This window comes from Mycolicibacterium grossiae, from assembly GCF_008329645.1.
GTDB lineage: Bacteria > Actinomycetota > Actinomycetes > Mycobacteriales > Mycobacteriaceae > Mycobacterium > Mycobacterium grossiae.
On record NZ_CP043474.1, the window covers coordinates 2,917,388 to 2,934,800 of the forward strand.

Genomic DNA, 17,413 nt, shown 5'->3' on the forward strand with positions numbered 1-17,413 from the left:
GCACGCGACGCCGCAGCTGGAACCTCAGGGGCGGCGGTGCACACCTCCGCGCGGGAACCACACCCCCGGGTGATAATCTACTAACCTACTTAGTAGATAAGTGGAGTCGCACCGTAACGGTCGCCACTCGAGACGCAAAGGGGTTTCATGTCACCGCACCGCCGAACGATCGCGGTGCTGGCCCTGGCCGGCACACTGCTGATGATCGGCGTCCTGGGGGGCGTGGTCGGCCTCGGGCTCGTGCGCTGCGCCGACTGCGGCCCTGCGGTGGACGCCGACGGGCCGGCGCAGAAGGCGCCGCCCTCGCCGGCGGTGCTCAGCATCTCGCCGGGACCCGGCAGCGCCGAGGTCGACCCGTTGGCGCCGATCAGCGTGTCGGCCACCGACGGAGAACTCGTGGACGTGGAGATGCGCAACGAACAGGGCACCCGCATCGAGGGCATCACCACACCCGACCGCACCGCGTGGAAACCGGGCGTCCCCCTCGGATACGGCCGCAACTACACGCTCAGCGCCACCGCTGTGGGCGCCGACGGGATCGCGCGCCGCGCCGATTCGCGATTCTCCACACTGACGCCGGGCAACCAGACCGCCGTCACGCTGACCACGACCGGCGGCGCACCGATCCGAGACGGCGGCACCTACGGCGTGGGCACCGTGGTGGTCGCCCGCTTCGACGAGCCCATCGCCGACAGGGCCGCCGCCGAACGCCGGATGACCGTCACCACCACACCGCCGGTGCCGGGATCGTGGTACTGGCTCGACGACCAGACTGCGCACTGGCGGCCCCCGCAGTACTTCACGCCGGGCACGACGGTCACCGTGGCCGCCGACGTCTACGGCGTCCCGCTCGGCGACGGACTCTACGGTCAGCAGGACACTCGGGTCGGCTTCACCATCGGCGACGCCCACGTCTCGATCGCCGACGACCTGACCAAGCAGGTCAGCGTGTACGACAACGGTGCACTGGTGCGCACCATGCCCACCTCGATGGGCATGGGCGGCAGCGAGACGGTCAACGGCCAGACCATCTCCTTCTGGACCCAACGCGGCACCTACACCGTGATGGACAAGGCCAACCCCGTGGTGATGGACTCCTCGACGTTCGGGCTGCCGGTCAACTCACGACTGGGGTACAAGGAGTCGATCAGCTTCGCGACGCGGATCAGCACCGACGGGGTGTACCTGCACCAGCTCGACAGCACCGTGTGGGCACAGGGCAACACCAACGTCTCGCACGGCTGCCTGAACCTCAACGCCGACAACGCCCAGTGGTTCTACGACTTCTCGCAGCCCGGCGACGTCGTGGAGGTCCGCAACACCGGCGGAGAGCCGCTGCAGGTGTGGCAGAACGGCGACTGGAGCCTGCCGTGGGATCAGTGGGTGCAGGGCAGTGCACTGCCCTGACCCTCCACGGGCACGTTTCCCGACAACTACCCGAGCCGACAGCGACGAGGAGCCGACATGACCGACAGTGCGCCGATGATCCCTCCTCCGGCCCGACGGTGGGCGTGGATCCGCCTGGCCGTCGGGTTCGCCGCGGCGGTGGGTGTCGCCGTGGCCATCGGCGTGCCGAGCGCGCTGCTGGACAACCCGTTCTTCGTGCGCATGACCCCGGTGCCGTGGTGGAGTTACGCGGCGTGGGCGGTGGCGTCGGTGCTCAGCGGCGTCCTGGCCGCCACCTACGTGCACGCACCCTCGTCGGCGCCGCGGGCACCGGGGCGGGCGGGAGTCGTGGCCAACATCGGCTCGGTGCTGGCGGTGGGGTGCCCGGTGTGCAACAAGCTCATCGTCGCGGCACTCGGCGTCAGCGGCGCGTTGGGAGTGTGGGCGCCGATGCAGCCGGTGCTGGCCGCGGCCTCGTTGGCCGTGCTCGGCTGGGCGCTGTGGCGTCGGCTGTCGACGCTGCGGTCCTGCCCCACCGGGATGTCGCGCGCCCCGATGACCGGGGCGCGTCCCGAACCGTTCGCCGGTCAGCGCTGATGGTGCCGGTGCGGTCGCTGGCCGTCCTCGCCGTTGCCGTTGCCGCAATCACGGCGTTGATCGTCGGTCTGTTCTGGGCGGCGGAGCCGGCGTCATCGCCGACATCGGGCGCGGCCGGTGTCGCCGCGCGAGCACACCCGACCCGCGACGAGGGCGGTGCGCCGCCGTGCCCGGCGGCCGCGATCACCGACCCGGTGCCCGCCCTGTCCGGCGTGAGCGCCCGGTGCCTGGGCGCGCCCGGTCCGGTCGACGTGGGTGCGGTCGTCGCCGGGCCGCCGACGCTGCTCAACCTCTGGGCGTCGTGGTGTGCGCCGTGTCGCGAGGAGATGCCGGTGCTCGACGCGTACGCCGCGACCCCCGACGCGGTGCGGGTGATCGGTGTGAACGTGACCGATCGGCCCGACGCGGCGGCGGCGTTGATGCGCGATCTCAAGATTCGTTACCCGTCGCTGACCGACGCCGACGACGTGCAACGCGCCCTGGGCACGCCACCGCTGCTGCCGTTGAGCTATCTGGTGACCGGTGACGGCGCGGTGCGACGACTGCAGGACGTTCTCGTCTTCGGTGACCCCGCGCAGGTCCGCACGTCGGTTGCTGCGGCGTTGCGCGACGGGGGTATTCGATGACCGCCGGTGCGGCGCACCCCGTCGGCTCGGCACCGTCGAGGCCGCGTCGGCCGCGGCAGGGGCTGGGGGAGTTGGAGTCCCGCATCATGGACCTGGTGTGGAGTAGCGAGGAGGGGGTGCGGGTCCGCGACGTCCTGGGCGGGTTGTCGTCGGCGCGGCAGCCCGCCTACACCACCGTCATGACGGTCATGGACAACCTGCACCGGAAGGGCTGGCTGATCAGAGAACGCGACGGACGGGCCTATCGGTATCGCGCCAAACGCAGCCGCCTGCAGGTGGCCACGGACGCGCTGCGAGAGCTGTTGGCCGACAGCGGCGATCCGGCGGCGGCCCTGTTGCACTTTGCGCGTGAGGCCACCGACGCGGAGACCCGCGCGTTGACGCGAGGCTTGAACGAACGGCGGGCCACCCGATGACCGGCATCGTGTGGTGGTCGGTGGTGGGCCTGGCGATGGCGGCGTTGTCGCCGTCGGCGCTGCGCTGGCTGACCCGCCGCGGCGCCGACGCCGGGATGCTGCTGATGGCGTGGGCGGTATTGGTGTGTCTCACGGTGTTCGCCGTCGCGCTGCCGGGGCTGGCCGAACTGATTCACCGGTGCTGGCTGGCGTTGCACACCGGCCCGCCAGGCGGCCTCGACACGGCCGTCGGGGTGATCAGCGGCGGGCTCATCGGCTTCGCCGCGGTGAGCGGCGGATGGCGACTGGCCAGCACGGGCCGCTACCGCCGACGCCTGCACGCCCGGCACGCCGAACTGGCGTGGGTACTGCACGGCGGCGCGCCCCGCGGCGACGGGGTGCTGTGGCTGCCCACCTCCGAGCAGCACGCCTACAGCCTGGCCGGTGACCCGCCGCTGGTGGTGCTGAGTACCGGTGTGCGCGAGTGCCTCGACGACGCCGCGGTGCGCGCGGTGGTGGCCCACGAACGGGCCCACCTGCAGCGGCGCCACCATCTACTGATCGCGGTGGCCCACGCCGTCTCCGCGGGACTGTGGTGGCTGCCGCTGACCCGGCAGTCCCCGTCGTTGGTGCGCACTCTGGTCGAACTGGACGCCGACGCCCACGCCGCACGGGTCCACGGGAACCGTCCGCTGCGCCGTGCCCTGCTGAGGTTGCAGGATGCGCAGGCGCCCGCGGCCGCGCTGGGCGTCTCCGGCGACTGCGTGCACCTGAGGTTGCAACGCCTGTCGGGCCGGCATCGCCCGCGCGCCACACGGTTCAGCGGGCCGGCCGCCGGGGGCACCGCGATGCTGCTGGCCACGACGGCGGTGATCGTGGTGGCGGTGCTGACCACCGCCCTGGCGTCGTGCACCGCGGTTTGATCGATGCCGATCCCGCTGCGCCGCAGGGTTACGTCTCACCGAGAACCGCGTCCGCAATCGCACGCGCCGCTGCGCCGTCGGTGAACCCGATCGGCTGATGGAGCACGGGATCGGTTGCATTGCAACCGGTGTCGGGATGCGGCACGGTTCCGGTTGCGGTGCCGCGTGGCGGCGTGAGGGGCGCAACGACCCGGTCTCGGTGTTCCCGACAGGTCGCCTCGGGCGTGTCGACGGAGCACCTGCGTACTGATCAGGTGCCGATGCCCACCGTGGCGAGGGTGGCGACGGGTGGCGCGCGCCCATCCCTGCGCGTCACCACCGGTCCCGGTCGCGGTGGCGGGGTAGGCTGCCCGGCAACGACGGTGAAGGGTGCGCGGTGAGGGTTCGAGGGTTCGGCGAGCTGGAGGCCGCGGTGATGGATCGGGTGTGGGATCACGATCCCTACACCGTCACCGTGCGCGAGATCTTCGAGGAGATGGCCGGGGAGCGGCGCATCGCCTACACCACGGTGATGTCGACGATGGACAACCTGCACACCAAGGGTTGGCTGGAGCGTGAGCGCGACGGCCGCGCCTACCGCTACTGGGCGGTGCTGACCCGCGAGGAGCACACCGCCCGATTGATGCGCGAGGCCCTCGACGGCGGCGGCCGCTCGGAACTGGTGCTCAACCACTTCATCGAACAGATCGGGCCCGAGGAGTCCGAGGGGTTGCGATCAGCCCTGCGCCGACTGTCGAGACGCTCCGCCAGGGCCAAACGCCAGTGAGTCTGGCCGCCTGCCTGCTGCTCTACAGCGCAGCGGTAGTCCTCTTGGGTCCGCCCGCGCTGCGGGCACTGACCAGAACGGGACGCGCACCCCGCCTGGGAGTGGCGACGTGGCTGACCGCGATGGTCAGCGTGCTCGCGACCTGGCTGGTCTCGGCGGTGCTGATCGTGGTTGACGAAGTCGCGCATTGGAGCCGGCAGCACTCCTTCATCGACTCGTGCATCGAACTGCTGTGCCGGGTCCTGGCGGGCCGGTCGGGAAGCGCACCGCGCGGGGTCCTGCTGCTCGGCGCGGGGGTCGTCGTCGCCGCCGTCGCGGTCCTCGCCGTACGGCTGACGCGCACCGTGGCGCGGCTGCGGGCGCAGGCTCACGGCCACGCCCACGGGATCCGCCTGGTGGGTCGACCGATCCTGGAACAGGGCACGTTCGTCGTCGACGCCGACATCCGCGCCGCCTACTGCGTGGCCGGCAAGCCGTCGACGATCGTGGTGACCAGTGCCGCGGTGTCGGCCCTCGACGACCACGAGATGCGGGCGGTGCTCGCCCACGAGTGGGCGCACGTCCGCGGACACCATCTCGAGGTGACCATTCTGGTGCGCGCGGTGGCCGCGGTGCTGCCGCGACTGGCGTTGATGCGCGACGGCGCACTGGAGGTCACCCGGCTGCTGGAGATGTGCGCCGATGACGCCGCGGCCCGACGTTTCGGACGGCACGCCGTTCTGGGCGGCTTGCTCACGCTGGCCGGGGCGGCGCCCGCCGGCGGGCTGGGCGCCGCCGACGTCGCCGTGGTCAGTCGCGCCGAGCGGTTGACGTCACCACCGGGTGCCGGCGCGTGCAGCCTCGACGCCGCACTCGCCGGTACCGCGGCGTTCATCGCTCTGGCACCGCTGGGCGTCCTGACCATGGCCGCGTCGGGGATGTTCGTCTGCAGCTGAGCACGCCGTCGCCCGTCAGGTGACGCCGGCATAGGAGTGCAGGCCCGCCGTGACGAGGTTGATGAAGAACAGATTGAACACCATCGCGACGAAACCCACCACGTTGACCCACGCCGCTCGGCGGTCGCGCCACCCGGCGGTCGACCGGGCGTGCAGATAGGCCGCATAGGCGATCCACGCGATGAAGGACACCGTCTCCTTGGGATCCCAGCCCCAGAAGCGGCCCCACGCCTCCTCCGCCCAGATCGCACCGAAGATGACGCCGAACCCGAACACCGGAAACGCGAAGATCGTGGTGCGGTAGGCGATCTCGTCGAGTGCCCGTGCCTCCGGTAGTCGAGCGAGTATGCGCGACAACACGTCGTCGTCCCCGTCGTGGAGACCGTCGCCGACCCGCGAGGTCTTGAGCAGGAACAGGATGCTCGCGACGCCGGCGACGAGGAACACCCCCGATCCGAGGCTGACCACAGAGACGTGGATCGGCAGCCAGTAGGACTGCAGCGCGGGCATCACCGGAGCGGCGTCGGCGTACAGCCAGCGCCCCGAGATCGTCAGCAGGATCAACACCGGCAGCAACACGAAGACCCACAAACCGCGGTTGTGCGGTTTGCGCAGCGCGACCGCCGCGGCCGTCAGACCCGCCAGACAGGTCACATTGATGAACTCGTACATGTTGCCCCAGGGCACCCGCGCGGTAGCCAGGCCACGCAGCACGAGGCACGTCAGCAGCAGTGCCGCGCCGAGGTAGACCAGCGCCAAACCCGCCCCGCCGAGGCGTTCGTCCCACGACCGCACGGGGCCTCGACGACCAGACCGGGGCGGCCGTCGCCGGCGACGACGGTGGCCGCCGGCGTACGGGGGTGCACGCGTCGGACGCGGACACGGGCGAGTTCGACCGCGAGGACCAGAAGCGCCACCACCAGCACCACCACCGCGGAGGTGAACGCCATATCGGAGTAGCGGGACAAGCCGAGGTCGATGCGCACCGAGTTCATGTCATCCCCTCGCGTTCAACTGGATACACCTACTGAGCAAGATAGTACTTCGATGCGGCGCGCCCCACCCTGGGTTGGCGTCGTGCGCCGCGACGTGTGCGCCGGGTCGCTTACATCCACCGTGCATGGCGTCGATGTTGCATCTACTGTTCAAGTCAGTACTATCCGATTAAGTAGAAATGTCATCAGCACTCGGAGGGACGGTCCGGTGAGTCCGATTCGTCGTGTCAGGCCCGGCGGTTTCCCGCCGCGTTCGCCGCAGCCGTCGCTGTACACCGCGGCGTACCGGCGCGTGCGTCGACGTCGGTTGGCGGGCTGGCTGCTGGTCGGCGTCGGCGCGATCATGGCGGTCGTGCACATGGTCACCCATCTGGGCCGGCTGCACCTTCTGGGATATCAGGACCTGCTCGTCGGTTACCCGATGGCCGGCGTCCTCGTCCTGGGCGGGTTCCTGCTCGTCGGCTCCACGGCGAAGGCGTGAAAACCGTTCCGAGGTGCGCGTGGATCCCGTCCGGGTGTGACGCGATGAGCATCGTGTGCGCACACGCGATCGCGACCGCGGTCGGTGCGCAGCGCGCCTCAACTCGATCGGACTGCGGGCGCGCGATCCACGATGAGAGGCGCACCGATGACCGACGGTCGTCGAAACACCGACACGATAACAACTGGTGGGTGAATACTCAGCAGGTCAAGCCCACCGGAAGCGCGGCAGTCGGCCTGCCGATGGCAGGTTCGGCCGCGCTCATCCTCGCGATTCAACATCCCGCGCAGTTCGGCTACGCAGCCGCGCTGTCGGGGTTCCTCAACCCGTCCGAGGGCTGGTGGCCCACTCTGGTCGGTCTGGCGATGGGCGACGCCGGCGGATGCAAGACCGTCGACATGGGGGCCGGCCAGCGACCCGGCGTGGAAGCGCAACGACCCCATGGTCAACATCGCGACCTTGATTGCCAACGACACCCGCGTCGTGAACTACAGCAGCGACGGCGACCCCGCCGACGTCGACGGTCAGCCGCCGGCGACAACGTGCCCGCCAAAGCCCTTGAGGGGCTGACCGTGCTCACCAACCGAACTTTCCAAGACATCTACCTGACACTGGGTGGCAGGAACGGCGTGTTCAATCTACTGCCGACCGGAACGCACAGTTGGAAGTACTGGGGCCGGCAGCTGCAGGCGATGAAACCCGACCTGCAACGCGCCCTCGGCGCCCAACCCCCCGCATGAATGACCGCCCGGTCGCCGTCACCGCCGTGCGACCGCCGGGCGAATCCACGCCCGCGCCAACGCCGTCGCCGAACCGGAAGGCTTTCGCCCGGTGACCGTGTCCGCCTACCTGCCGAGCCCGCCGCAGGGCGTGTGGCATCTGGGACCCTTTCCCGTGCGCGCCTACGCGTTGTGCATCATCGCCGGCATCGTCGTCGCCGTGTGGATCGGCCAGAGACGCTGGACCGCTCGAGGCGGCGTGCCCGGCACCGTCGCCGAGGTCGCCGTGTGGGCAGTGCCTTTCGGCGTCGTCGGCGGCAGGGCCTACCACGTCCTCACCGACTGGAGCACCTACTTCGGCGACGGCGGCAAGGGAGGACTGGCCGCGCTGCGCATCTGGGGCGGCGGCCTGGGCACATGGGGGGCGGTCGCGCTCGGCGGCGTGGGCGCCTGGCTGGGCTGTCGCCGGCGCGGCATCGCGCTACCGGCGTTTGCCGATGCGGTCGCGCCGGGTGTCGTCCTGGCTCAGGCGATCGGACGGGTCGGCAACTACTTTAATCAGGAACTCTACGGCGGACCCACGGACCTGCCCTGGGGCCTGGAAATCCTCTACCGGCGCGACCCCTCCGGCAGGGTCGGCATCAGCCTGCTCGACGGCACCTCCACCGGCCAGATCGCTCTGGTGGTGCACCCGACGTTCCTCTACGAGGCACTGTGGAGCCTGGTGGTCTTCGCTGCACTGCTCTACCTGGATCGTCGGTACGACCTCGGTCACGGACGGCTCTTCGCCGTCTACGTCGCCGCCTACTGTCTCGGGCGTTTCTGGGTGGAGTTGCTACGCAGTGACCCGGCGACGCATCTGGGCCCGCTGCGCATCAACACCATCACCGCGACCGTGGTGATGGTGGCGGCGCTGATCAATATCGCGAAGGCGCCACGGGGCCGCGAGCATCCCGCGGCGCTCGGATTGGCGTCGAAGTCGGCGCCGTGACCGACACGCTGACACACTTCCCGCCCGCCGGCCGGCCCCCGCCAAGGGTCCAGCCGCCGGCTATTGCCGATTACGGCCCCTCAGCCCGTGAAGCGCAGATGTCGCACGGGCGGCGCATCGACGCGCCACCGTCGCGACCGGTCGCTCACACCGCTCACCGCGCCGGCCTCGGCGCGATGAGCGAGAACGCGCCCTGCGACGGCGTCGATGCGCGGATCGTCCCCGCCGCCGTTTCGGGACGTGTGTTCGACCACGACTTCCGTGTCCTGCACTGCCGCGAGCTGGACGACGACGGCGACGACGACGACGACCAGCGTCCGCTCGTTCTTACACCACCGGCCGACGAGCTGTCTCCGGGCCACGGCTTACCGAACCGAAGCGCACGTCACCGGCGTCGGGGACGCCCCCGGTCGCCGGCGCGTCATCGCCGCTCAACGACGCGCCCGATCCCGGCCCGATCCTTGATGGCAGCTCTCGCCGCCGGTGCCGTTTCCGCCGCGGCGCACGCCGCGGTCACTGCGGGCAGCGCTACGGGCAACCCGATGGGCGCACCGGGAGCCGTCGCCGCCAGCGCTGATGAGGGCATGCAGATCGTCACCCTGGACGCCGCCCCGGCCGCGTCGGTGCTGGCCGAGGAGTTCGTCCACGCCGTCGCCTTCGCGCAGGAGCGTGCTGAGCGCGAGAGCCGCTTACAGCGACCGCTCTACGCGAGCCCGACGCGCGGCGTCTTGACCTCGGGTTTTGGGACACGGTGGGGAGTGATGCATGGCGGAATCGACATCGCCAACGCCATCGGCACGCCGATCAATGCCCCCGCCGACGGAGTGGTGATCGCTGCGGGCCCAGTCGCCGGCTTCGGCTTGTGGGTCAAGCTGCGCCACAACGATGGAACGGTCACCTTGTTCGGGCACATCGACCGTGCGACCGTGCAAACCGGCCAGCGCGTGATGGCCGGTGACCAGGTCGCGCTGATGGGCAACACCGGGAACTCCACCGGCCCCCACCTGCACTTCGAGGTCCACCTCGCCGGGGACCGACAAACGGACCCGTTGCCGTGGCTGGCCGAGCGCGGGGTCGCGCTCAGTGCGCTGACCGGTTAGCCCGCGTGTGTCACACGGCTCCGTCGTCTCGCCGTTGACCCGAGTTACCTTCGAAGCGCGACGTGTTCGTTGTTCGTTGGCCCGACGCGGGCGGCGTGCGGCTCACGGTCCGGCAGCGGCGGCGCGAACAGCGTAGGACCGGCCAGCGAGCCTAAGGTAGCGTCATGAACGCTGCTGGCCAGGGGGAAACGGGCGGACGGCTGCGGTCAGCGCATTGCTTGCCGCTTCATCGTTTCGACGAAGAAACCGAGAGGGTCGACCAAGCTAGTGGAATCGCTCGCTGAGGCAGGCCGTATAAACCTGCGTTTGACCAGCTATTCGGACAGCCTGCCTTGCGTGCCGTAGGGGCAGATCTCATGGAAGCGCTTCCGCTCCATTATTGCGGTTCGAGTTCGGGGTGGGCGCGTCGTTCGTTGAGCCGATTGCAGCAACGGGCATCTACCGTATTGTCACGATCCCACCGCAGCTGCGCGGCGGTGCGCACAAGTAGGCCGCTGAAGATAGCAGCAGAAGTAAAAGTCAGGATGGTGGTATGTCGTCTACTCATGCGCTTCGTAGTCCTCTGCTGGTCGGAGTTGGCCCTCCTGGCGAAGCCCATTATAGAACTGCTACTGAGCAAGTAAGTAGACCGTCTGATCGGCCGAAGGCGAAGTCAATGTTGAGATGACTGAGCGTCGATCAGCGACTGTGTGACCGGTGGGTTTATAGTGCCTTCCGGCGGCGAGGTGTTAGATGCGCTGTGACGGCTATGCTCTGCGGCAATGCGAGCTGTCGACTCGGTGGGCAGGCTAAACTTTGTAGCGATGAGGTTTGCGCTACCGGCGTGCCAACGAAGGCGTCGAGGCCGCCCGTTGACGGTGCGCCGTTTTTCGAAGCCTTCTGAAGATGCTGGGCTACGCGGCGGTGCGCATTGCGTCAACGCTGCCGGGAGTGACGGCCCATTCTTTGGTCGCGTCGCCCCGGTTCGAACCGCACGTAAGGGGACGAAGAGGCGCCGACTCCTAGGACGGGCAGCCCGGCCGGTTGGCGGTCGATGCGCTGTTGAGGCTCAGTCCGTTCTTTCCGGGACGGTGCGACGCCACGGGCTCTTTTAGGCGCTGGAGAGTTGAGTTCACCGAAGGCGGAAGTAACGGACCCGTTGCAGCGGTCGGCTGATCGGGGTCTGCAGCTTCGCCCGGCTAGCGGAGCGTTAACGATCTGCACACGGATGCGGCTCGGGTCCCGTCGTAAACCACCAGGCCGCCACCGTGTGGCAGTGACACGGTCTCCGCGGACGCCGGGGTCAAAGCAGTCGATGCCGCGCAGTCGGCGATGAGGCGCGGTTGGGGTAGTTGAGCCGACCAACCTCAGGCGGGGTAGGTGGCCCGCTCGTCTGGCCCTCGCACAGGGACCGTGGGGTTTCGGTGCGTCCAACAATCAGCAAGTGCGGCACGAAATCAGCGAGTGGGCCGAGCATCTGCTCGGCCAAGGCGTCGAATATGGGTGTTGCGGACGGCATCGGTCTCCTTACTCGGGGTACGTGTGGTCTCGTTATTCGGGGTACGTGTGGTCTCGGTTTCACGCTACGGCCGAGGCCCTCTCGTTGCGCAGCCGACGGACGCGGTGACACTGCGTTGCCGACTCATTGGGCGCGTCCCTCGGTCCAGTGCAGTTCGCTGACGTCGGTGAACGCCACCAGCGCAACGGACTCGTCGCGGCGCAGCAACACCGACCGGGTCATTTTGGCGTGAACCCTGTGCCCGTCGGCGTGTTCGAGCAGGACCACCTGCTCGGCTCGGTCGCCGACGAAACCCACCATCGACTGTCCGGGGACGGCGTCGCGGAACATCCGATCGCAGGTCATCTCGGCCAGCCGGGCCGCCGGGTTCCCGATGAGCGCGGCGAACGCGTCGTTGGCCGCGACGATGTGTCCGCTGTCGCTCACCGCGATGAGGGGAATCGACAGGCGCTCCATCAAGCTGCGCGCCGGCACGCTCTCCAGCACGGCGTGGGGATCGAGATCCTGCGCTCGTCGACGGTCGGGTGAATGACCGCATCCACTCGTCGCCGCAACGGCCCGTTCCGCATTCATACTTACTAAGCTAGTCAGTACGTCGTAAGAGCGCGGGCCGAACAACTCAATCCGGTGGCGCATCACGCAGCGGGGCCGACCGTGCGTGTCGTCGCGTCGCACGCATCGTCCGCAGAGGCCGCGATGGACGCCGGCGAGATCGGCGCCCGACGAGTGAGACCGCCGCGACGGTGACGGCGAGCACCGACAGCGCCCGCTGGATCCGTGGAGTCCATCGGGTGGCCGGTGCCGGTCCGCTGCGCAGGGCAATCCGCTCGACGAGATAGCCCGACGTGTTGAATGCGGTGGTAGACACGGCGCGCCCGTCGGGTGCGATGACCGCGCTGACACCGGTGGTGCTGGCCACCACGACGCTGCGGTCGTGCTCGATGGCGCGCAATCTTCCGAATGCCAGTTGCTGGCGGCTCATCTGCTCGGTGAAGGTGGCGCTGTTGGACGGCACCACCAGCATCTGGGCGCCGGCCAGGACGGCGTCGCGGGCGGCGCGGTCGAAGACGACCTCCCAGCAGGTGGCGACCCCGACGGGTACACCCGCGGCGTGCACGATTCCGTTTCCCGAGCCGGGGACGAAGAAGCCGGCCCGGTCGGCGTAGGACGAGAGGTGGCGGAACACGTTGCGCCACGGCAAATATTCGCCGAACGGCTGAATGATCTTCTTGTCGTGGCGTTCGGCGGGGCCGGTGCCCGGATTCCACACGATCATCGTGTTGGACGTGGCGGGGGTCTGCGGTGTCCACTCGGGGCGTCGCAGCACCGTCCCGATGAGGATCGGCGCGTCGATCGCCGCGGCCGCAGCGGTGATGCGGCGGCGCGCGTCGTCGTCGACGAGGGGGTTGACGTCGGAGGAGTTCTCGGGCCAGAACACGATCTGCGGGGCTGCGACGCGGCCCGCGGACACGTCCTCGGCGAGGCGCAGCGTCTCGGTGACGTGGTTGTCGAGAACGGCGCGGCGCTGGGCGTTGAAGTCCAGGCCGAGGCGGGGCACGTTGCCCTGGACGAGGGCGACGGTGATCGACGGCGCTGACGGTGCCGCGGATTGGCGTACCAGCGGCCAGATGGACAAAGCGCCGAGGCCGATGGCGATCAGACTCACCGCAGCGATGACCGCCTCACGTCGCGACTCGCGGCCCACGGTGCGCGCCCGCCCGATCATCGCCGCCGCGCTGAACCCGGCCCACGCGGTGGCGAACGACACCAGCGGCGCGCCGCCCAACCGTGCGAACGCGGCCAGCGGCCCGTCGGTCTGGCCGTAGGCGAGCACACCCCACGGGAAGCCGCCGAAGGGGACCAGGGTCTTGAGCCACTCGACGACGACCCAGCACGCCGCCCACCACAGCGGCCACCCCACCGACCCGCGAAGCGGACGCGTGACGGCCGCGAACGCCACCGGGAACACCGCGCACACCGTGGAGAGGGCCAGGTAGGGCGCCGGGCCTACGAACGCGCCCGTCCACGGCAGCAGCGGCAGGTAGAACGCCATGCCGAACACCAGTGCGCATCCGAGCGCGCCCGACGTGGTCGTGACCCGCCGGGTGAGCAGCCACCCCAGTACGCCCATCCCGATGATCGCGCTCCACCACCAGTCCAGCGGGGCGAAGCTCGCCGACACCAGCAGCCCCGCGGTCACAGCGACGGCCGCCGTCGTCGATCGCGACCACACTGTCGCCGCGATACCCGTCCTCCATGGGCGTGCGCGCGTCCAGGCGGCGGCGCTCACTGTAACGGCCTACCGCAACGTAGTACTGACACAGTTAGTACTATATCGAGTAGTAGCTTCTGCGGTCAGCGAGATGCGGTGAAGGGTCGCGGAGGATCATCCGCCGCCGGGGGCGATGGTCGTCGTGAGGGTCTGACAGAGCCGGCGAAGATCCCACAGCCCGAAGGCGTTGGCGGGCAACACCTCACACCCGACGAGGCGGGGTGCCCGAGGCGCTCCGGTGTGATCGACGCCGCGCGGTCCGCACACGGGCCAGGCGCCCAGGCCCTGGGTGCGCAATACGCGTTCGGCGATCCGGATCTGCTCGGAGCGCGAGGCGCGCGCCGGGTCACCGCGGCCGCCGTGCTCGGCCCAGGTCGCGGGACTGAACTGCAGGCCGCCGGAGTATCCGTTGCCCGTGCTGATCGTCCAGTCACCGCCGGACTCGCACTGCGCGACCGCATCCCAGTCGATCGCGTTCGCACGAGCCGGGGAGGTCCCCCACGTCAGCGCCGCCACGACGAGCGTGGCCCCCACGCCGACGATCATCGGCAACCTGCGTCGAGACTGCATCGGGGCACCTCTTCCCGTCGAGGTCGAGCCGCGGCGCACATCCGCTCCCGAGTCCTGTTGTCCGTGTGACGATCGTGCACTCCCGTGGCCGGTGTGAACAGCGTGCGGAAAGTGAGAAAATCCTGGCAACCTTCTTACGGAGTAACTACGTAGCCAATTCCGGTCGTTACCCGCCCCCGAATAACAACGCGCTCATACGATCCGATGTGTCGACACTGTGACGGGTGAACCAGCGCGGGACGCCCGCACGACGTGCGGGCGCCCCGACACCTGCTTCCTCGAGGTCAGGTGTTCAGCACGTGGCGTCCACGTGGACCGTCGCGTACTTGACCCGCTCGACCGTGCGGTTGCGACCCTGGGTGGTGGGAACCAATTCGTTCACCTGCCTTCCGGGCCGAACGGCGGTGACACCACAGTCGGTCAACGGCGCGGCGCCGATCTTGTTGAGGATGACTTCGAAACCTCGGTCTTCCAACGCCGCGATGACGTCCGCCGCGTTTCTCGGGCCGGTGGGCGCCGCTCCCGCCGGGGCCGGGGTGGTGAGCGTGAGCGCGCCGACCGCGGCCATTCCCGCTAGGATTGTGCTGGCAATTCTGTTCATGAGATGTCTCCGTTTCCTGATGGGATTGTTGGTGGGGCCCGGGTGCGATCCGGGTCCCACCGTCTTGTTCGGTCATCGTCGGCAACGACTTTCGGTGCGTGTGCTGTACGTCAGTCCATTCCTGCCCTCCCGGTGTCCGAGTCGACGGCGCGGCGGCTTCGTCGCTTGGGCGTGCTAGGAGTCGGTGGAGTGCGCAACTGCGGGTTGCGGCGCGTCGAGTAGACCGCGGCGGCCGAGTCGGTGCAGCGCCCAGGCCGAGAGAATGCCGATGAGGCTCAGTGCAACCCAGACGAGTTCAGGCGCGCCGGCGTTGCGTGCAGCTTGCATCAGCGTGCCGGTGAGCAGATTGCCGGCCAGGATGCCCACACCGACGATCGTGTTGTAGAAGCCGTAGTGGGTTCCGACGAGCTCGTCCCTGGCCAGCGACACGACGGTGTCCATCTCGAAGGGGAACACCGCGGCGGACCCGACCGCCAGGATCGCCGCCGCGACGAGCAGTGCGGCCACGGCGGCGCCCTGGCCGAGGCGGCTTTCGCCGGGGAGCACGGCAAGGGGCACGAACGACGTCGCGAGGATCGCCATGCCGACCACGAGCGAGCGGCCGCGACCCCAGCGCCGGGCGAACCACCGCGTGATGCGCATCTGGCCGGCCACGGCGACCAGCCCCGACACCGCGAACACCGCTGCGACGACTATGGTTTCGTGTGCGGGAGCGAGCTGTCTGGCGTGTAGCGGCAGCGCGAGGTACACCTGGAATGACAGGACGTACGAGCCGATCATCGCCGCGGCGAACAGCAGGAACGAACGGTTGCCGACTACGGTGCGCCAGTCGTCGAGGACCGAGGTGTGTTCTCGATCCGGCGGGGTGACGCGTTGCGGCAGGGCACACAGTTGAGCCACGGTCAACACACCGAACACCGCCGCTGCCGCGGCGGCCGTGACGCGAAAGTCGAGGAACATCAGGGTCAGGCCGACCAACGGGCCGGCCAGGATGCCGCCTTGGTAGAAGACGTTGAACAACGCGAACGCCTCGACGCGGCGATCTCCTGCGTCCGCGGCGAGGTAGGCACGCACCGCCGGGTTGAACAGCGCCCCGGCGAATCCCGTTGCCGCCGAGGCGATCACCATCGCCGTCAGCGAATCGGCGAATACGAGCAGACCGAAGCCGCCGGTACGGAGAAGACAACCCGCCACGATCAACGGTTTGTAACCGAGGCGGTCGGCGAGGGTGCCCCCGACGATGAACATGCCCTGCTGAGAGAAGTTCCGCACGCCCAGCACCAGTCCGATGGCCCAGGCGGCCAACCCCAGAGGCCCGGCTAGATACCCGGCCAGATAGGGCATCAACATGTAGAACCCCAGATTGATGCCGAACTGGTTGACCATCAGCAGTCGGCTCGGCCATCCGAAGCTGCGGAACTGTGTCACCATGCCCATCACAGCGCTGCCCTCGTCGGATCGACCACGGATGTGCACCGTGTCCACGACTCCACGACGCGTGCACCGGGGTGGTTGATCACCGCCGGCTCCCGAGGTGGTGTGACATCGAGCAGGCCGTGTTCACGGCAGTACTCGTCGTTGTAGACGGTGTCGAAGTAGCGTTGCGGCCCGTCGGGGAAGACCGCTGCGATGGTCGTGCCCGAAGTGTTGTTGCGGGCCGCCCAGCTCGCGGCCAGTGCGACCGCCCCGACACTCCATCCGCCGCTGGAGTAGTGGGTGGCCGCGAGGGTGCGGCACGCCCAGACGGCCTCGGCGGGACCCACCCAGTGCACCTCGTCGAAGGCGGCGTAGTCGACGTTGGCGGGGTAGATGCTCGAGCCGAGGCCGCGCATGAGGCGGTTGCCGGCGGGTTGACCGAAGATCGTCGATCCCACCGTGTCGACACCGATCACCTGCAGGTCGGGGTTGACCGAACGCAGCACCCGTGCCACCCCGGCGGAATGACCTCCGGTGCCCACCGAGCACACCAGAACGTCGACCGCCCCGAGTTGGTCGAGGAGTTCTTCGGCCAGACCGCGATACGCCTCGACGTTGTCGGGGTTGTTGTACTGGTTGGGGCACCAGGCGCCGGGGTCGGCGGCCGTCAACTGCGCGACGCGGTCCCTTCGCGCTTGTTGCCATCCACCGACCGGGTGCGGCTCGGTGACCAGATCGACATCGGCGCCGTAGGAGCGCAGCATGTTCTGCACGATGGGTTCCATGCCGGGGTCGGTGACCACGGTGACCGGGTGGCCGTACACCATTCCGGCGAGGGCCAACCCCAGGCCCAGTGATCCGCTCGTGGATTCGACGATACGGGCGCCCGGTCGAAGGGCGCCCCGCGCCCGTCCGCGTTCGACCATGTGCACCGCGGGTCGGTCCTTCATGCTGCCGCCCGGATTCGCTGCCTCCAGTTTCGCCCAGAAGCCGCGGTCATCGGTGGTGAACGGTGCGGCGATGTGCAGCACCGGGGTGTGGCCGACCATGGTGCCGGGCCGATCGAAGCGGGCGAGGCGGCGCTGCCTCGCGGTGGGGGACATGGAAAGGACGTGGTTCATGGAGAAGGGTCGTTTCTGCTA

General features: G+C 69.1%; 17 protein-coding genes and 1 pseudogene. 11 read left to right on the forward strand and 7 right to left on the reverse strand.

Going from position 1 to position 17,413, the window contains the following annotated elements; translation table 11 throughout:
- Positions 1–147 precede the first annotated feature (147 nt).
- From FZ046_RS13965 to FZ046_RS13995, 7 genes are all read left to right on the forward strand, one after another.
- Entirely contained in the window at positions 148–1,407 is a 1,260-nt protein-coding gene (locus FZ046_RS13965) for a L,D-transpeptidase (RefSeq protein WP_070352277.1), read from the forward strand.
- Between the two features lie 57 nt (positions 1,408–1,464).
- Complete coding sequence (locus FZ046_RS13970; protein WP_070352276.1) at positions 1,465–1,983, forward strand: hypothetical protein; 519 nt, start codon at positions 1,465–1,467, stop codon at positions 1,981–1,983.
- A complete protein-coding gene (locus FZ046_RS13975; protein WP_070352275.1) occupies positions 1,983–2,609 on the forward strand; it encodes a TlpA family protein disulfide reductase in 627 nt (208 codons plus the stop codon). Before FZ046_RS13970 ends, FZ046_RS13975 begins: the two co-directional genes overlap by 1 nt.
- Positions 2,606–3,025, forward strand: coding sequence for a BlaI/MecI/CopY family transcriptional regulator (locus tag FZ046_RS13980; protein WP_070352274.1), 420 nt, complete (start codon positions 2,606–2,608; stop codon positions 3,023–3,025). Before FZ046_RS13975 ends, FZ046_RS13980 begins: the two co-directional genes overlap by 4 nt.
- Entirely contained in the window at positions 3,022–3,927 is a 906-nt protein-coding gene (locus FZ046_RS13985) for a M56 family metallopeptidase (protein ID WP_246182772.1), read from the forward strand. The genes FZ046_RS13980 and FZ046_RS13985 overlap by 4 nt, the downstream gene beginning before the upstream one ends.
- A 376-nt stretch (positions 3,928–4,303) precedes the next feature.
- Positions 4,304–4,693 (forward strand): BlaI/MecI/CopY family transcriptional regulator, encoded by a 390-nt coding sequence (locus tag FZ046_RS13990; RefSeq protein ID WP_014805626.1) that lies wholly within the window; start codon positions 4,304–4,306, stop codon positions 4,691–4,693.
- Positions 4,690–5,628: a M56 family metallopeptidase gene (locus tag FZ046_RS13995; RefSeq protein ID WP_070352273.1), complete on the forward strand. Its 939-nt coding sequence runs from the start codon at positions 4,690–4,692 to the stop codon at positions 5,626–5,628. Before FZ046_RS13990 ends, FZ046_RS13995 begins: the two co-directional genes overlap by 4 nt.
- 15 nt (positions 5,629–5,643) lie before the next feature.
- Here FZ046_RS13995 and ccsB read toward each other — a convergent pair.
- Positions 5,644–6,623: pseudogene (ccsB, locus tag FZ046_RS14000) on the reverse strand (c-type cytochrome biogenesis protein CcsB).
- A 208-nt stretch (positions 6,624–6,831) separates the two neighbouring features.
- Between ccsB and FZ046_RS14005 the strand changes: the two are divergent.
- The 4 genes from FZ046_RS14005 (at position 6,832) to FZ046_RS14020 (ending at position 9,914) form a co-directional block, all read left to right on the forward strand.
- Positions 6,832–7,104 carry a hypothetical protein gene (locus FZ046_RS14005; RefSeq protein WP_070352272.1) on the forward strand — a complete coding sequence of 91 codons (273 nt, stop codon included), beginning with the start codon at positions 6,832–6,834 and terminating at the stop codon, positions 7,102–7,104.
- A 44-nt stretch (positions 7,105–7,148) separates the two neighbouring features.
- Positions 7,149–7,844 carry an alpha/beta hydrolase-fold protein gene (locus FZ046_RS14010; protein ID WP_083298110.1) on the forward strand — a complete coding sequence of 232 codons (696 nt, stop codon included), beginning with the start codon at positions 7,149–7,151 and terminating at the stop codon, positions 7,842–7,844.
- 91 nt (positions 7,845–7,935) lie between these two features.
- Positions 7,936–8,814, forward strand: coding sequence for a prolipoprotein diacylglyceryl transferase (gene lgt / locus FZ046_RS14015; protein WP_070352271.1), 879 nt, complete (start codon positions 7,936–7,938; stop codon positions 8,812–8,814).
- Positions 8,811–9,914, forward strand: coding sequence for a M23 family metallopeptidase (locus FZ046_RS14020; protein ID WP_246182773.1), 1,104 nt, complete (start codon positions 8,811–8,813; stop codon positions 9,912–9,914). Before lgt ends, FZ046_RS14020 begins: the two co-directional genes overlap by 4 nt.
- 1,621 nt (positions 9,915–11,535) lie before the next feature.
- Here FZ046_RS14020 and FZ046_RS14030 read toward each other — a convergent pair.
- The 6 genes from FZ046_RS14030 to FZ046_RS14055 all read right to left on the reverse strand — a co-directional run bounded on the left by FZ046_RS14030 (position 11,536) and on the right by FZ046_RS14055 (position 17,392).
- Positions 11,536–11,838 (reverse strand): nitrogen regulation protein NR(II), encoded by a 303-nt coding sequence (locus FZ046_RS14030; protein WP_149484261.1) that lies wholly within the window; start codon positions 11,836–11,838, stop codon positions 11,536–11,538.
- A 193-nt stretch (positions 11,839–12,031) separates the two neighbouring features.
- Positions 12,032–13,612: an apolipoprotein N-acyltransferase gene (gene lnt, locus FZ046_RS14035; RefSeq protein WP_070352269.1), complete on the reverse strand. Its 1,581-nt coding sequence runs from the start codon at positions 13,610–13,612 to the stop codon at positions 12,032–12,034.
- 186 nt (positions 13,613–13,798) lie between these two features.
- Positions 13,799–14,254, reverse strand: coding sequence for a transglycosylase family protein (locus tag FZ046_RS14040; protein WP_083298107.1), 456 nt, complete (start codon positions 14,252–14,254; stop codon positions 13,799–13,801).
- A gap of 292 nt (positions 14,255–14,546) precedes the next feature.
- Positions 14,547–14,822 (reverse strand): hypothetical protein, encoded by a 276-nt coding sequence (locus FZ046_RS14045; protein WP_099045857.1) that lies wholly within the window; start codon positions 14,820–14,822, stop codon positions 14,547–14,549.
- 207 nt (positions 14,823–15,029) lie between these two features.
- Positions 15,030–16,292 (reverse strand): MFS transporter, encoded by a 1,263-nt coding sequence (locus FZ046_RS14050; protein WP_070352266.1) that lies wholly within the window; start codon positions 16,290–16,292, stop codon positions 15,030–15,032.
- Positions 16,292–17,392 (reverse strand): PLP-dependent cysteine synthase family protein, encoded by a 1,101-nt coding sequence (locus FZ046_RS14055; protein WP_070352265.1) that lies wholly within the window; start codon positions 17,390–17,392, stop codon positions 16,292–16,294. Before FZ046_RS14055 ends, FZ046_RS14050 begins: the two co-directional genes overlap by 1 nt.
- Positions 17,393–17,413 lie beyond the last annotated feature (21 nt).